Genomic DNA, 14,867 nt, shown 5'->3' with positions numbered 1-14,867 from the left:
ATGAGAGAGGATATTCTGAAGAAATACGCGGCTCTTGTCGTCCGCGTCGGCGTCAATTTGCAGCAGGATCAGCCGCTCATGATACGTGCGCCAATCGGATGCGCGGCGTTCGTCCGCGCGCTCTCGGCGGAGGCGTTCGCCGCGGGTGCGTACGACGTCGCCGTGCATTGGAGCGACGAGGAGCTCGAGCGCATTCGCTATCAAAACGCGCCCGTGGAGCGATTTAAGGAGTTCCCCGCGTGGCGCAAACTCTTTTACGACGATCATGCGGGGCACGGCGCGGCGTTCATCTCCATCGCGGCAAGCGATCCGGATATTTTTTCCGATATTGCGCCCGAGAAATTGACGGCGGCGCAGCTCTCAGCGGGAAAAGCCCTCGCCGACTACCGCAATCGATTGATGAGCAATCGCAATACATGGTGTGTCGTCTCGATGCCGACGCCCGCGTGGGCGCGCAAGGTGTTCCCGGAGGCGGCGGAGGAGACTGCCGTCGCGCGGCTTTGGGAGGAGATTCTAAAGGCGGTGCGCATTACGCCGGAGAACGATCCTGTGGCGGTGTGGAAAGAGCGCATCGATACGCTGCAAAAACGCGCGGCGTTTCTCAATCAATGCGATTTTGCAGAACTGCATTATACGAACGGCCTCGGGACGGATCTGCGCGTTGCGCTCCCCGCAGGGCATCTCTGGATGGGCGGCGCGGAGCATTCGGCGGACGGCGTGCTCTTTGCCGCGAACATGCCGACGGAGGAAGTCTACACGCTCCCGCAGCGCGGCGGCGTGAACGGGACGGTGGCGGCGTCAAAGCCGCTCCATTTTAACGGCAACGTGATCTATGATATACGGCTGACCTTCCGCGACGGAAAAGTCGTCGATCATACGGCGTCGCGCGGCGCGGAGCATCTAAAGAAGCTGATCGAGACGGACGAGGGGGCGTCGTTCCTCGGCGAGGTTGCGCTCGTGCCGTATGATTCTCCAATTTCGCGGAGCAATATCCTGTTTTACAACACGCTCTTCGACGAGAACGCTTCCTGTCACCTTGCACTCGGCAAGGCGTATCCGACCTGCATCAGGGGCGGCGAGGATATGACGGAGGACGAACTCCGCCGTGCGGGCGTGAACGACTCCATCGTCCACGAGGACTTTATGATCGGTACGGAGGATCTCTCCGTCGTAGGACGCACGCGCGACGGGCGGACGATCCGCGTGATGGAGCAGGGGAATTTCGCATTCTGATGCAGAGGTATGAGCGATGCAGGATAGTTTCAAACAATACGGCCGTTGTCTCCTTGTCATGTGCGTACTTGTTCTTTTTTGCGCCGCGCCCGCGCAGGCGAAGGGTGGTGTGGAGGACGGCGACTTCTCCTACCGGGGCATATCCTTGGGGGATACGGAGCAAATGCTGCGTGAAAAATGGGGCGCGCCATCTTTTGAAAAGACGGTCTATGTGCGCGGTGTCCGCCTGAGCGCCTGCACCTACGGCGATGTGACCGTCTCCGTTGCGGTGGGGAGCGGACGCGTCGCGGATATTGCGCTCTCCGGGGATCAATACCGCTTGCGGAAAAATGTGCGGCGGGGCGCGACAACCGGCTATATCTTTAAGACGTACGGCAAGGCGTCCCGGCAGATGCTCGACGATAATACCTGCTACGTTTATGCGCATCCGTCGCATCCCCATTGGCATCTCGTGCTGAACCTTGATCCCGAGGGCGGATTCCTCACGGCGGCGCGCATCACGATGCTGCCGCTCAGCGACGAGGAGGCGGATGAGATGGCGCTTGCGAACGATGACGCCGCCGATGTGCTCGATCTCGGCAGCGACTTCATCGCGGCAAAGAACATCGATGTGTCCGCGCTGCCGAAGGAGCAGCCCGTGCGGCTCGGAGGATATGCGAAATGATGCACCATGTGCATATGCGTGTCCTTGGACACCGCGCGATGCGATACATGGGCATCGCGCTCGGCTGTCTCATCGCGAGCTCCGCCATCAACCTCTTCTTGATTCCCGCGCATCTGCTCACGGGCGGCGCAACGGGCATCGCGATGATCGTCTACTACCTCTTCGGACTGCCGATCGGTATACAGACGTTTCTCTACAATATCCCGCTCCTCTTTATGGCGTGGAAACTGATGGGGCGGAGCTATACGGTCGACATCATCATCGGCACGGCGATCTTCTCGGCGTTTCTCGACCTCACGCGCCCGCTGAACGCGTATGCGCCGGTCAGCGATATGATGCTGACGACCGTATACGGCGGCGTGTTTGCGGGACTCGGCTACGGACTCGTGTTCCGCATGAACGGCAGTACGGGCGGATTTGACATCCTCGCCGCCATCGTTCGGAAATACTACGACCTGCATATGGGCGGCGTGCTCTTTGCGATGAACTGTCTCATCATGCTCATCGCGGCGTTCCTGTTCGGCATGGCGCCCGCAATGTTCACGCTCATCTATATGTTCATCAACGCGACGGTCGTCGATAAGATCGTCGCGGGGTTCAACCACCGCAAGGCGGTGCTCATCGTCTCGGACAAATACCGCGAAATCGCGGAGAACATCATCGATGAGATGCACCGCGGCGTCACCTTCCTGCACGGGCAGGGGGCATATACGCGCAGGGAACGCAACGTTGTCTTTGTCGCGGTGGGAACGACGCAGGTGGGAAAACTCAAATTCATCGTTCATAACGTCGATCCTCATGCGTTCGTCATCATCATGTCCGCGAACGAGGTCATGGGGCGCGGTTTCGGGCGCATCAATCAAAACGATGCGTCCGCCTCCGACGAGGACGACGATGAACGCGAACACGAAAGGAAGTGAAGCGTATGGCGGATGCACACACGATCGACGTGACCTATTTGCTCAACAGCGGATTCCTCGTCCGCGTGGACAACGTACTGCTCATCTTTGACGACTTTGACGATCCCGCGGGCGTCGTTCCGCAGGCGATCGAAAAAGGGGGCTATACGAAGGTATATTTCCTGTCGTCGCACGCGCATTTTGATCATTTCAGCCCGCATATCGCACAGTTTGCAGCGGAGGCGACGCGCTACATCCTCAGTAAGGACATCCGGAACGTGCCGGGGGCTGCCCGCATCCCGCGGGACAAGGTTGTCTGGATGCCGATCTACGACGTGTGGCACGACGATACGATCGCCGTCACGTCGTTCTCTTCGACCGACGAGGGGACGTCGTTCCTCGTTGAGACGCGCGGGCGCAGAATCTTCCATGCGGGCGATTTCAACTGGTGGGATTGGATCGGCGATACCGCAGAGAACCGCAAGCTCGCAGAAAACGGATTCCGCAAGCAGATGAAGCGGCTCAAAGGGCTGTCGTTCGACCTCGCGTTCTTCCCTGTGGACGGGCGTCTTGAGACCTCGATGGATCGCGGGGCGAAGGAGTTTTGCGCCGAGACCTATCCGGATGCTCTCGTTACTATGCACTCGGTCGGCTATCCCGTGTGGCAGCCGCCGGCGGATTTCTTCCTGCCGGGGCGGGAGATTCCCGTGTGGTCGCCGCGTATTTCGGGGGAAACACAATCTTTTTGAAATATGTATTGAAATATGAGGGGGCTTTCGGTAGAATGGGGAAGTATTTCTATATCCTTGCACTCTGTCTCGTCGTTGTGATTGGCGGCATATTTTTTGCGGCGCACAGCGGCAGTGCGGGGATGTCGTTCAATATGCTTTTGGATCAGGATAAAGGAAAAGGAGAGAACGGAATCGTGGCAAACCGTATTGCAGTTTTTACGACCAACAAGGGAACTTTTGAGGTCGAACTATTTGAAGATAAAGCGCCGATTACCACAAAGAATTTTATTGATCTCGTAGAGAAAGGCTTCTATGACGGTCTGATCTTTCACCGCGTCATCGACGGCTTTATGATTCAGGGCGGCGATCCGAGCGGCAACGGGACGGGCGGCCCCGGCTATCATATCCCCGACGAGTTCCACCCGGAGCTCAAACACAGCGACGAGGGCGTCCTCTCGATGGCGAACGCAGGCCCCAATACGGGCGGCAGTCAGTTCTTCATCACGCTGGCGCCGACGCCGTGGCTTGACAATCATCACGCCGTTTTCGGCAAGGTCGTCGAGGGCATGGACGTTGTGCGCGAGATCGGGCATACGCCGACGAATTACGGCGACCGCCCCGTGCATGACGTCGTTATCGAAAAAATCACGCTCAAAGACGCGGAATAATGAACTATGCATATCTCCTCGCCTGTGCGGACGATAGTCTGTACGCGGGGTGGACGAACGATCTCCGGCGGCGGCTCGCCGCGCACAACGACGGCACCGGCTCAAAGTATACGAGAGCGCGCCGTCCGGTGAAGTTCGTGTATGCGGAAGCATTTTCAACCAAGGAAGAAGCGCAAAAGAGAGAATACGAAATCAAAAAAATGCGGCGCAGTGAGCGTCTCTCACTCGTCCGCGCAGGAGAGCGTCGTGCCGATATGGCGGCGCTGCTGTCACATATCAACACGGAAGACGCAGAGCAAAGGAGAATTTTGAATGACGGAAAAGAAGGTCATGCTGACGGAGGACGGGTACAATAAACTCGTCGAAAAGCTTAACTATCTGAAAAGTGTCCGCCGCATCGAAGTGGCGGAGAGGCTCAAGGCGGCGATCGCCCTCGGCGATCTGTCCGAGAACTCCGAGTATGACGACGCGAAAAACGAGCAGGCATTTCTCGAGGGAGAAATTCAGGAACTCGAAAATAAAATCCGCAACTCCGACATCATCAAGGCGGGCGACGGAAAATCCGTGACGATCGGAAGCCGCGTCACTGTCAAGGATCTCGAGTTCGATGAGGACGAGACCTTCCTCATCGTCGGCTCGACGGAGGCGGATCCGGACGAGGGCAAGATTTCTAACGAATCGCCGCTCGGCATGGCGCTCCTCGGGCAGAAAATAGGCAAAGTCATCAACGTGAACGCCCCTGCGGGCATGATCCGGTATAAGATCGTCGACATCAAGAAGTGAAAGGAACACCTATGGAAGAAGAGAGAGCGCAGATGGCTGAGGTGCAGGAGCAGGATCTCAATGAGATGATGCGCGTGCGCCGCGAAAAGATGGACGCATTCCGTGAGATGGGCGTCGCGCCGTTCGGACACCGGTTCGAGGTCACGGACTACGCGGCGCAGATCCGCGCGCAGTACGACGGCCTCGGCGAGGACGAGGAGGGGGGCGAGGTGCGCATCGCAGGGCGTCTGATGGCGATCCGCGGGCACGGCAAAGCATCGTTCTCCACGCTCAACGACCGCACGGGGAACATACAGATCTACTTTAAGCAGGACGTCCTCGGCGAGAAAAAGTACAAAGAGGAGTTCAAACGTCTCGACATCGGCGACATCATTGGCATCCGCGGCGTCGTGTTCAAGACGCGGCGCGGCGAAGTCACCGTCCGCGTCGAGGATTTTGACCTGCTCTCCAAGTCCCTGCGCCCGCTGCCGGAAAAATTTCACGGGCTCAAAGACGTCGATACGCGCTACCGACAGCGCTATCTCGATCTCATGGTCAATTACGAGGTGCGCGATACGTTCCGCAAGCGCGCGAAGATCATCCGGTCTATCCGCAGCTATTTGGATGAGCGCGACTTCCTCGAGGTCGAGACGCCCGTGCTCTCGACGATCGCAGGCGGCGCGGCGGCGCGCCCCTTTATCACGCACCACAACGCGCTCGACATCGACCTCTATCTGCGTATCGCGACGGAGCTCAGCCTGAAGCGTCTCATCGTCGGCGGGCTCGACCGCGTCTATGAGATGGGGCGCATCTTCCGCAACGAGGGCATGGACGTCCGGCACAACCCGGAGTTCACCTCCATCGAGATCTATCAGGCGTTCGGCGACTACCGCGACCTCATGGAGATCACGGAGGGGATCGTGCGCCGCACGGCAGAGGATGTGCTCGGTACGACGAAGATCACGTATCAGGGCGTCGAGATCGATCTCGGCACGGTGCGCACCGTCAGCATGAACGACGCGGTATGCGAAGCCACGGGCAGGGATTTCCTCTCCTGCACGACTGTGGACGAGGCGCGCGCCATGGCCAAGGAGATCGGCGTCCCGTTCGAAGAGCGGCACGGCATCGGCGGAATCCTCAACGCCGCTTTTGAGGAAAAGGTGGAAGAGACGCTGATCCAGCCCACCTTTATCACCGGGCATCCGACGGAGATTTCACCGCTCGCGAAGCGCAATCCGGACGATCCGCGCATCACGGATCGCTTTGAATTTTTCGTCTACGGGCGAGAGCTCGCCAACGGATTCACCGAGCTGAACGACCCCATCGATCAGGAACAGCGGTTTATAGATCAGCTCGCTCAGCGCGAAGCGGGCGATGCGGAGGCGCATGTCATGGATCGCGATTATGTGACGGCGCTTGAGTACGGACTGCCGCCGACGGGGGGGCTCGGCATCGGCATCGACCGCCTCGTTATGCTGCTCACGGACAGCCCCTCCATTCGCGACGTGCTCCTCTTCCCGACGATGAAGCCGCTTGCGGAGTGATTTCTACCGACAAATAAAAAAACAAAGAGGGCGGACGCTGTTACGGCGGACGCTCTCTTTTGTTGTGTGCTTTACTTCTCTTTCAAGAATCTTTTTGTTATAATAAAAAACGATAAATCATCCGGTGATTTTCGTATCGTACGGCAAAGGAGCGTGAGCGTTTGCGGCGGAGACTAGAGGATGAGGTGCGCGAGGCGCTGATACGATACGCCTTTGTACCGGTCGCGGTCGTTGCGCTTCTCTGCGTTGCGTGGGGCATATTCAATTGGCAGTGGAGCGTCGTTCGGCGCAACGGAGAGATACGCGACCTCACGGCGCAGATCTTCAGCGAGACCGTCACCGATTACATCGACCGCGTGAGCGATATGACGCGGCTCTCGATCACGGATGCGCATGTCGGCGGGGAAGCGCAGCGCGCGTTTTACAGCGATTTTTACGCGATTGTGAATCGCCGTGCCGATCACCCGTATTTTTACCTCCTCGACGCCGACGGGCAGACCATATTTACGAACTACACGGCGTCCCCGCCGTATTTTCGTACGCCGTGGGGAATCCTGCGGCGGATGCGCACGGAGAGCGCGCCTGTCGTTGAGTTCGTGCGCGCGGGGGAAAAGGAATGGAACCTTGTCGTCGGGCACGCGTTTTGGGAGGACGGACGTGTGACGGGATACGCCGCGCTCGTCCTGCCGCAGGCGGCATTTATGTCGCCGGAGCTGCCGCCCGATACGCACTGGGCAATTGTGGACGCGTACGGCTATGCGCCGTTCTCGACCCTGCCGCAGCTGCGTTCGGAGAACTTTGACAAAATCAGCGCCGAACTGCGCGGTGCGGACGGCATCGTGGATATCAAGGACAGCCTCTTCTATGCAACCCATCGGGATATATTCGGCGGTGCGTTCCGCGTCTACGCCTTCACACCGATTGCCCACGTCCTGTGGCAGTATGTCGTCGGTGCCCTGATCCTGCTCGGCGTACTCATTGTCATGACACCCGCGATATTGATGCGCGTCCGCCGTGAGACGACGGGGAAGACAAAGGCCGCCGAGGAGATTATGAAGGCGTTTCATGAGGTGCGCCGCGGGCGTCTGAATCACCGGCTCGACATCAGGACGGGCAACGAGTTCGAAGAGATCGCAAACTCCTACAACAGAACCGTGGACAGCATCAAAGAGCTGCTGCGGCTCAACGAAGAGCAGACGCGCGCGAAGGTCGTCTCAGAGCTGCGGCAGCTCGAATCGCAGTTCAACCCGCATTTTCTCTTCAATACGCTGGAAAATATCAAATACATGATACGACTTGCTCCCGCAGAGGCGGTCGATATGGTCATGGATTTGTCGGCGCTCCTCAGATACAGCATTGAGCGCGTGACCAATGTTCCTTTGGAAGAGGACTTAGATCATCTCGCGGGATATTTGCGGATTCAGCGCCGCCGTTTTGGCACGCAGCTCTCCTACGAGGAGGAGATCGCGCCCGAAACACTGCCGTGCCGCGTGCCGAAGCTCATCATGCAGCCCGTTGTGGAAAACGCCATCAAATACGGAGCGGATGAAACCGGCGTCATACGGATTCGCGTGCATACGGAAAAAGAGGGGAACCTGCTCGTGATTACCGTTGCGGACAGCGGTTCCGGCATTGCGCCGGAGAAGCTCGCGCGCCTGCAGGAAATGCTCAAAAGCGGAGAGAATACCTCCATCCATACGGGCGTTCACAACGTCCACCGGAGGATTCAGCTCCTCTACGGCGATCAATACGGCCTGCGGATCACATGCCCTGCGGGGTGCGGAACGCGCGTCGAGATGCGCTGTCCGGCACGGATTTAGCAGCGGAGCAAAGGAGGGGGAACGATGCGCAAAGTGCTCATCGTAGAGGATGAGGAGATCATCCGCCGCGGACTCGTCGATACGATCGACTGGAGCGGTATGGGATGCGTCGTTGTCGGTGATGCCGCGGACGGGCGCGCGGGGCTTGAGATGATACGCAGCCTGCATCCCGATATTGTGATGACCGACATTCGGATGCCGCGCATGGACGGCATCGAGATGGCGCGCGCGGCACGCGCCGAGGGAATTCTGGGCGCGCTCGTATTCTTTACCAGTTACAGCGACTTTACCTATGCGCGCGAAGCGATCCGTCTTGACGCCGCGGACTATTTGCTCAAACCGGTCGACGAGCGCGAACTCGCAAAACTCATGGAAAAACTGACGGCGGGCGTACAGGAAGACGACGCTCCCGGCGTCCCGCTTCCCGTCGCGCTTCCCGTCGCGCCCCTGCCGTGGCAGGACTGGCTTGCCGACGAGGGAATGAACCCCTATGTGCGGCAGACCATGCAGCGCATCCGGCAGTCGTTTGCCGAACGGCTCAGCATCGAGCGGCTTGCCGACGAGTTCGGCGTCAGCGCCAGCTACCTCAGCCGCAAATTCAAAGAAGCCGCGCATCAGACCTTCGGCGAAGCTCTTACGCGTCAGCGGCTCTACATGGCGGCGCGGCAGCTCGCCACAGGCATCTACCGAGTCTATGAGGTCGCCGAGCAGAACGGATTCGGCGATTATAAAAACTTTTGCACCGTGTTCAAAAAATATGCGGGCGAATCACCGACCGACTTCATGAAACACTGTAAAAAGCAAGGCTTGGAAATAAAACAGGATGTATCTACCATGATATAAATTCGGAACTATACACTGCCTTGACAATGAAAATCTCATGATGTAATATGTTCTAAAATCGGGTAACAAGTACGGTAAAAGATCATTTTCTAGATGGATATCTTAATATCTGCAGCAATGCGGTGTATAGGTTCAATGTACTGGTCTATGAGTATATTTCGGCAAACTAAAGCATTACCGATACTTTAGGTCAAAATAATAGGGCTGTTCTCCTAAGTCCAATCATGTTGGCGGAACAGTCCTGTTTTGTTATATGGGTTCCATTAAGTTTTGCAAAGACAGCGCCTGATGTCTTTGTTAATTATCCTATTGAAATTACGGCGTGTATTGGTATAATAAGTATTGTGTCATGTAAATTTATAATAAGGAGATTTTTGCCTTATGAAATACGATACGATGAAATACTTTGTATTATAATGGAGTCGTTACTACCCACAAGGAGAGCACGATGGATAAACAGCCGGATAAAAAGGCACCTATGAAGAAGACAGCAAAAGGAAATTCGCGTAAATCAAGTACAGGCTCTATCCTAGGCAAGACAATCCTTGTTATAGGACTCATTTTGTTTGTGATGGTGATCGGTGTCGGCTGCGGTTTTCTCACGGCAAGTTTGAACACAAAACAGAATTTAGCGGAAGATATTGTGCCGCCCGCTTCGTCTCAGATTTATGATATCAACGGCAACGAGATCGCTAATATACATGCGGCAGAAAATCGTATGCCGGTGAGTATCAACGATATTCCGAAGAATCTCCAAAATGCGTTTGTCGCGGTTGAGGATAATCGCTTCTACGACCATGCGGGCATCGATCCACGCGGCATCGTGCGTGCGGTTTGGGCGAATATTCGCGGGCGTACCGTCACGGAGGGCGGCTCTACGATTACGCAGCAGCTTGCTAAAAATGCCTATTTGACGCAGGATCGCACGCTGAAGCGCAAGGTTCAGGAAATGTTTTTGGCGCTTCAGCTGGAGCGTCAATATACGAAGCAGGAAATCCTTGAGCTCTATATGAATCAAATATACTTTGGGCAGGGTGCCTATGGCGTCCAGGCAGCCGCGCGGACGTATTTCGGGAAGGACGTCAAGGATCTGACGCTCAACGAATGCGCCATGCTTGCCGGCATTCCCAAAAGTCCGAATTACTATTCACCACTCAACAATTTAGAAGCGGCAAAGCAGCGCAAAGCTGTTGTCCTCGATCAAATGGCGAAGTACGGTTATATCAGCGACAGTGAGGCAAACGCGGCGAAAAAAGAAGATCTTGCGATCGCTAAAGTTTCCAATGACGGCGTTAGGGCGGCAAGCTATTTCGTAGACTATGTGCTGCAGCTCCTTGTTGAAAAATATGGGGACGACGCCATCTATAAAGACGGGCTAAAGATCTATACGACGATCGATATGGATATGCAGGCGGCTGCCGAGAACGCGATGCAAAACCTGCCGACCTACTTCACCGATGCCAACGGCATCGTGCAGCCACAGGGGGCGTTGGTCGCCATCGATCCCCATACGGGCTACATCAAAGCCATGGTCGGCGGGCGCGGAACAGATCAGTTCAACCGTGCGACACAGGCGGTGCGCCAGCCCGGATCGGCGTTTAAGCCGTTCGTGTTCGCCGCCGCACTTGAAAACAAATATACGCCGGATTCGGTGATTGAGGATAAACCGCTCAAGGTAGGCGGGTGGGAGCCACAGAATTATAACCGCAAATTTTCCGGTAAAGTACGTTTGCGCGATGTTGTGCGTTGGTCACTAAATGTACCAACCGTTCGTATCGCGCAGGATATAGGAATTGATAAAGCCATTTATTATGCGCAGGAAATGGGAATATCGACCTTTGTTCTAGATGGTGCAACGAATGATCGCAACCTAGCGACCGCGCTCGGAGGCATGACGCGCGGCGTTACACCTCTCGAGCTGACCAGTGCGTTCGGGACGTTTGCTAATCGCGGTATTCATGTGGAGCCGGTTGCTGTGCTGCGAGTTGTCTCTCGTACGGGAAAGGTATTGGAAGAGGAAACACGCCAAGAAAAGAGCGTCATCTCTGCGGCGAACGCCGCGACCATGACTAATATGCTCTCGGATGTTATTCGGAGCGGTACCGGTACAGGCGCGAATATCGGCAGACCGGCAGCGGGAAAGACGGGAACGACGAGCGATTATCACGACGCATGGTTTATCGGCTATACGCCGGATCTTGTTGCGGGCGTTTGGATTGGGAACGACAGTGTGAGCGACCTGCACGGCATGGCGGGGGGGACAACTCCTGCTGCGATTTGGCGCGCGTTTATGCTTAAGGCACATGAACGCCTGCCTGTACGCAGCTTTGAGGGGAGTGCATCGTATAAGCCTGCGTCCGAATTAGATGATTTGAATGATGACTCTGAAAAGGACAAAGATAAGGACGACAAGGATACCTCGGATAATAAAGATAAAAATCATGAAAAAACGAGAAAAAAAACAAATAAGGATAGGTCTGCCTCTGAACCACGGTCTCCGAGCAGTGCCCCGTCTGCTTCCGACGAGGTTCCGACGAGGGGCGCCGGGGTAGAAAAGGGCAGAAACTAAAGCGATAGAGGGGTCTATATGCAAAATGCGATCGATATTCTAAAGGAACGAGGTTTTCTTGCACAATGCACGGATGAAGAGGCGCTGCGTAAACTCATGGCGGAAGGACCGGTCACTTTTTACATTGGTTTTGATCCGACTGCGGACAGCCTTCACGCCGGTCATTTTATTGCCCTGATGGCGATGTCGCATCTGCAGAAGGCGGGGCATCGCCCCATTTGTCTTGTGGGCGGCGGCACGGGAACCGTCGGTGATCCGTCCGGACGCACGGATATGCGCAAAGTCATGACCGACGAGACCATTCGCCATAACTGCGAGTGCTTCAAGAAACAAATCGCGCGCTTCATCGACTTTACAGAGGACCGTGCGATTATGGTGGATAATGGAGATTGGCTGCGCAGTCTCAATTATATTGAACTTCTGCGCGATGTCGGCGCACATTTCACTGTCAACCGTATGCTTGCCGCCGAGAGCTATAAGCAGCGCTGGGAAAAGGGGCTGACATTCCTCGAGTTCAACTATATGATCATGCAGGCGTACGACTTCCTCGAACTCAACCGCCGTTACGGCTGCAGGCTGCAAATGGGGGGCGACGATCAGTGGTCGAACATCATTGCGGGCGTCGAGCTTTGCCGCCGCAAGAGCAGTAAAACGGTATTCGGTCTCACGAACAAACTCCTCACAAAGAGTGACGGGACGAAGATGGGAAAAACTGCGGGCGGTGCATTATGGCTTGACGCGGAAAAAACTTCGCCGTATGATTTCTATCAGTATTGGCGCAACATAGACGATGCCGATGTGGAGACTTGTCTGTCCCTGCTCACCTATCTCCCAATGGATGAGGTGCGCCGCTTATCCGCGGCAGAGGGCGCTGAAATCAATCGCTCGAAGGAAATCCTTGCCTACGAAGCAACGAAAATCGTACACGGCGCAGAGGCTGCCGCGCAGGCGCGCAGCACGGCGCAGGCTCTTTTCAGCGGCGGCGCGGCGGAGGATGTCCCGAAAGTTGTCTGCGCCGCGGGCGAAAAACTGGTCGATGTGCTCACGCGCGGCGGCGTATTTGCTTCGAAGGGCGAAGCGCGCCGCTTGATACAACAGGGCGGTGTCACGCTCAACGACCTGCGCGTGTCCGACGAACACTATGTGCTCGGGGATGCCGATTTCTCCAACGGTGAGGCGTTTCTGAAAAAAGGAAAAAAGAAGCACTATAAACTAGTAATTGGTTGATAGAGAAGGAGCTATTTCATGTCAGGACATTCAAAGTGGGCGAATATAAAGCGTAAAAAGGGCGCAAACGACGCCATCCGCGGCAAAATCACGACGAAGATCGGCAGAGAGATCACGATCGCCGTGCGTATGGGCGGCGGTGATCCCACGGGGAATATGCGTCTCAAACTTGCGCTCTCGAAAGCAAAAGCAAACAATATCCCGAAGGATAACATCAACCGTGCCATCCAAAAGGGGCTCGGCGCTACGGAGGGGAGCAATTACGAGGAAGTTGTGTACGAGGGATACGGTCCCGGCGGCACCGCGGTTCTCCTCGATATTCTGACCGACAACCGCAATCGTACAGCAGCGGACGTGCGACATCTCTTCTCGAAGTACGGCGGAAATCTTGGACAGGACGGCTGCGTTGCATGGATGTTTAAGAAAAAAGCCGTGTTTATCGTCGAAAAAGACTCTTTTGACGACGAGGACGCACTGTTGGAACTCGTCTTGGAGGCGGGCGCGGAGGATATGCGCGCAGAGGACGATGTATTCGAGATTGTAGCGGCGCCGGACGCCTTCGAGTCCATCGAAACGGCGCTTGGAGACAAGGGCATTGAAACCGTGTCGGCGGAGGTTACAATGGTGCCGGATACGATGGTCAGCCTCTCGGAAAAAGATGCGGAGAAGATGCAGACGCTCATCGATGCACTGGAAGACAATGACGACGTGCAGAACGTATACAGCAACTATGAGATGGATTAAGGAGAAAAAAGTGCAGACATATCGTCTGCACTTTTTTAGGGACGGAATATGTTGGTTCTTGGAATAGATCCGGGGACGGCGATTTGCGGTTACGGTTTTGTAGAGCAGATAGGCAGCCGCCTCGTTCCGCACGCGTACGGTGCGATTACGACACCGTCTAAAATGCAGCCGGAACGGCGTCTGCTCAAGATTTACACAGAGCTCGAAAACCTCATACAGGAGCATCGCCCGTCCGCCATAGGAATAGAACAGCTATTTTTCAATCGCAACGTAACGACGGCAATCCCCGTGGGGCAGGCACGCGGTATCGCACTCCTTGCGGCGGCAAAGAACGATATCCCGATCGTCGAACACACGCCGCTGCAGGTAAAACAGGCTGTCACCGGATATGGGAAAGCGACCAAAGAACAGGTCATCTATATGGTGACGAAATTGCTCCATCTGCCGGAGCCGCCGTATCCGGATGATACGGCGGATGCGCTTGCCGTTGCGATTTGTACGGCGTATTGTGTGGATAGTATTGCGTGGCGCAATCGTATTTAATGGGAGAGACGTATGATAGGGTTCTTGCGCGGGACTGTCGTGCACAGCGCCGTTGACCATTGTTTGCTCGATGTACATGATGTGGGGTATCGTGTGTTTGTCTCGAGAAAAACCTGCGCACATATTGCTCAGGGGGAAGAGGCACTTCTCTATATCTATACGCATGTGCGTGAGGACGCGATCCTCCTCTACGGGTTCTTCTCGCAGGAGGAATACGATCTTTTTCAGCACCTCATCGGTATCTCCGGCATCGGACCCAAAGGCGCGCAGAGTATTCTTTCTGAGGTGACACCTCACGATTTTTATCGGTTGATTCACAAAAAGGATGTCAAGGGCATTACAAAATTACCGGGCATCGGCAAGAAAACGGCGGAACGCCTTGTCTTAGAGCTTAAGGATAAATTCGGTGCTTATGCCGATACAGGTGTGGATGATACGAGCGCCGTTGTCTCCGATGTCTCGGATTCCATGCTTGTGGAAGCTACGGAAGCTCTGATAAGTTTAGGGTTTCAGCAAAACGAAATTCAAACGGTCTTTCAGGGAAAGACGGACTATCAAAGTACGGAAGAATTGGTGCGATATGCGCTGTCCGTTCTGCAGCGATTCTAACGATATAGGAG

15 protein-coding genes are annotated in these 14,867 nt (G+C 55.7%); all 15 read left to right on the top strand.

Annotation, left to right across the window (positions count from 1 at the left end; genetic code table 11):
- The 15 genes from K341_RS0103160 to ruvA all read left to right on the top strand — a co-directional run bounded on the left by K341_RS0103160 (position 1) and on the right by ruvA (position 14,856).
- Positions 1–1,233 (top strand): aminopeptidase, encoded by a 1,233-nt coding sequence (locus K341_RS0103160; RefSeq protein ID WP_026761827.1) that lies wholly within the window; start codon positions 1–3, stop codon positions 1,231–1,233.
- A 16-nt stretch (positions 1,234–1,249) separates the two neighbouring features.
- Positions 1,250–1,897, top strand: a complete 648-nt coding sequence (locus K341_RS0103155) for a hypothetical protein (RefSeq protein ID WP_026761826.1) — start codon at positions 1,250–1,252, stop codon at positions 1,895–1,897.
- Positions 1,894–2,817, top strand: a complete 924-nt coding sequence (locus K341_RS0103150; protein WP_009348720.1) for a YitT family protein — start codon at positions 1,894–1,896, stop codon at positions 2,815–2,817. Before K341_RS0103155 ends, K341_RS0103150 begins: the two co-directional genes overlap by 4 nt.
- A 5-nt stretch (positions 2,818–2,822) precedes the next feature.
- Positions 2,823–3,545: an MBL fold metallo-hydrolase gene (locus tag K341_RS0103145; RefSeq protein ID WP_037349354.1), complete on the top strand. Its 723-nt coding sequence runs from the start codon at positions 2,823–2,825 to the stop codon at positions 3,543–3,545.
- Between the two features lie 35 nt (positions 3,546–3,580).
- Positions 3,581–4,195 carry a peptidylprolyl isomerase gene (locus K341_RS0103140; protein ID WP_026761824.1) on the top strand — a complete coding sequence of 205 codons (615 nt, stop codon included), beginning with the start codon at positions 3,581–3,583 and terminating at the stop codon, positions 4,193–4,195.
- Entirely contained in the window at positions 4,195–4,551 is a 357-nt protein-coding gene (locus K341_RS0103135; RefSeq protein ID WP_026761823.1) for a GIY-YIG nuclease family protein, read from the top strand. The genes K341_RS0103140 and K341_RS0103135 overlap by 1 nt, the downstream gene beginning before the upstream one ends.
- Positions 4,508–4,978: a transcription elongation factor GreA gene (gene greA, locus K341_RS0103130; RefSeq protein WP_026761822.1), complete on the top strand. Its 471-nt coding sequence runs from the start codon at positions 4,508–4,510 to the stop codon at positions 4,976–4,978. Before K341_RS0103135 ends, greA begins: the two co-directional genes overlap by 44 nt.
- Before the next feature lie 11 nt (positions 4,979–4,989).
- On the top strand, positions 4,990–6,501 hold the full coding sequence (gene lysS, locus K341_RS0103125) for a lysine--tRNA ligase (protein WP_026761821.1): 1,512 nt from the start codon (positions 4,990–4,992) through the stop codon (positions 6,499–6,501).
- Between the two features lie 161 nt (positions 6,502–6,662).
- Positions 6,663–8,321: a sensor histidine kinase gene (locus tag K341_RS0103120; protein ID WP_026761820.1), complete on the top strand. Its 1,659-nt coding sequence runs from the start codon at positions 6,663–6,665 to the stop codon at positions 8,319–8,321.
- Positions 8,322–8,345: 24 nt separating this feature from the next.
- Complete coding sequence (locus tag K341_RS0103115) at positions 8,346–9,164, top strand: response regulator transcription factor (protein ID WP_026761819.1); 819 nt, start codon at positions 8,346–8,348, stop codon at positions 9,162–9,164.
- Positions 9,165–9,612: 448 nt separating this feature from the next.
- Positions 9,613–11,733, top strand: a complete 2,121-nt coding sequence (locus K341_RS0103110; protein WP_026761818.1) for a transglycosylase domain-containing protein — start codon at positions 9,613–9,615, stop codon at positions 11,731–11,733.
- Between the two features lie 18 nt (positions 11,734–11,751).
- Positions 11,752–12,960, top strand: a complete 1,209-nt coding sequence (gene tyrS / locus K341_RS0103105) for a tyrosine--tRNA ligase (protein WP_009348737.1) — start codon at positions 11,752–11,754, stop codon at positions 12,958–12,960.
- Between the two features lie 18 nt (positions 12,961–12,978).
- Positions 12,979–13,704: a YebC/PmpR family DNA-binding transcriptional regulator gene (locus tag K341_RS0103100; protein WP_009348738.1), complete on the top strand. Its 726-nt coding sequence runs from the start codon at positions 12,979–12,981 to the stop codon at positions 13,702–13,704.
- A gap of 48 nt (positions 13,705–13,752) precedes the next feature.
- Positions 13,753–14,247 (top strand): crossover junction endodeoxyribonuclease RuvC, encoded by a 495-nt coding sequence (ruvC, locus tag K341_RS0103095; protein WP_009438437.1) that lies wholly within the window; start codon positions 13,753–13,755, stop codon positions 14,245–14,247.
- A 12-nt stretch (positions 14,248–14,259) separates the two neighbouring features.
- Positions 14,260–14,856: a Holliday junction branch migration protein RuvA gene (gene ruvA, locus K341_RS0103090; RefSeq protein WP_026761817.1), complete on the top strand. Its 597-nt coding sequence runs from the start codon at positions 14,260–14,262 to the stop codon at positions 14,854–14,856.
- Positions 14,857–14,867 lie beyond the last annotated feature (11 nt).

This window comes from Centipeda artemidis DSM 19719, assembly GCF_000426665.1.
Lineage (GTDB): Bacteria > Bacillota > Negativicutes > Selenomonadales > Selenomonadaceae > Centipeda > Centipeda artemidis.
This window is presented reverse-complemented; position numbering and strand designations above follow the sequence as displayed.

What these genes read in the sequence shown, in the direction of transcription:
- K341_RS0103160 (WP_026761827.1), top strand. Translation starts at nt 1, where the DNA reads ATGAGAGAGGATATTCTGAAGAAATACGCGGCTCTTGTCGTCCGCGTC.
- K341_RS0103155 (WP_026761826.1), top strand. Translation starts at nt 1,250, where the DNA reads ATGCAGGATAGTTTCAAACAATACGGCCGTTGTCTCCTTGTCATGTGC.
- K341_RS0103150 (WP_009348720.1), top strand. Translation starts at nt 1,894, where the DNA reads ATGATGCACCATGTGCATATGCGTGTCCTTGGACACCGCGCGATGCGA.
- K341_RS0103145 (WP_037349354.1), top strand. Translation starts at nt 2,823, where the DNA reads ATGGCGGATGCACACACGATCGACGTGACCTATTTGCTCAACAGCGGA.
- K341_RS0103140 (WP_026761824.1), top strand. Translation starts at nt 3,581, where the DNA reads ATGGGGAAGTATTTCTATATCCTTGCACTCTGTCTCGTCGTTGTGATT.
- K341_RS0103135 (WP_026761823.1), top strand. Translation starts at nt 4,195, where the DNA reads ATGAACTATGCATATCTCCTCGCCTGTGCGGACGATAGTCTGTACGCG.
- greA (WP_026761822.1), top strand. Translation starts at nt 4,508, where the DNA reads ATGACGGAAAAGAAGGTCATGCTGACGGAGGACGGGTACAATAAACTC.
- lysS (WP_026761821.1), top strand. Translation starts at nt 4,990, where the DNA reads ATGGAAGAAGAGAGAGCGCAGATGGCTGAGGTGCAGGAGCAGGATCTC.
- K341_RS0103115 (WP_026761819.1), top strand. Translation starts at nt 8,346, where the DNA reads ATGCGCAAAGTGCTCATCGTAGAGGATGAGGAGATCATCCGCCGCGGA.
- K341_RS0103110 (WP_026761818.1), top strand. Translation starts at nt 9,613, where the DNA reads ATGGATAAACAGCCGGATAAAAAGGCACCTATGAAGAAGACAGCAAAA.
- tyrS (WP_009348737.1), top strand. Translation starts at nt 11,752, where the DNA reads ATGCAAAATGCGATCGATATTCTAAAGGAACGAGGTTTTCTTGCACAA.
- K341_RS0103100 (WP_009348738.1), top strand. Translation starts at nt 12,979, where the DNA reads ATGTCAGGACATTCAAAGTGGGCGAATATAAAGCGTAAAAAGGGCGCA.
- ruvC (WP_009438437.1), top strand. Translation starts at nt 13,753, where the DNA reads ATGTTGGTTCTTGGAATAGATCCGGGGACGGCGATTTGCGGTTACGGT.
- ruvA (WP_026761817.1), top strand. Translation starts at nt 14,260, where the DNA reads ATGATAGGGTTCTTGCGCGGGACTGTCGTGCACAGCGCCGTTGACCAT.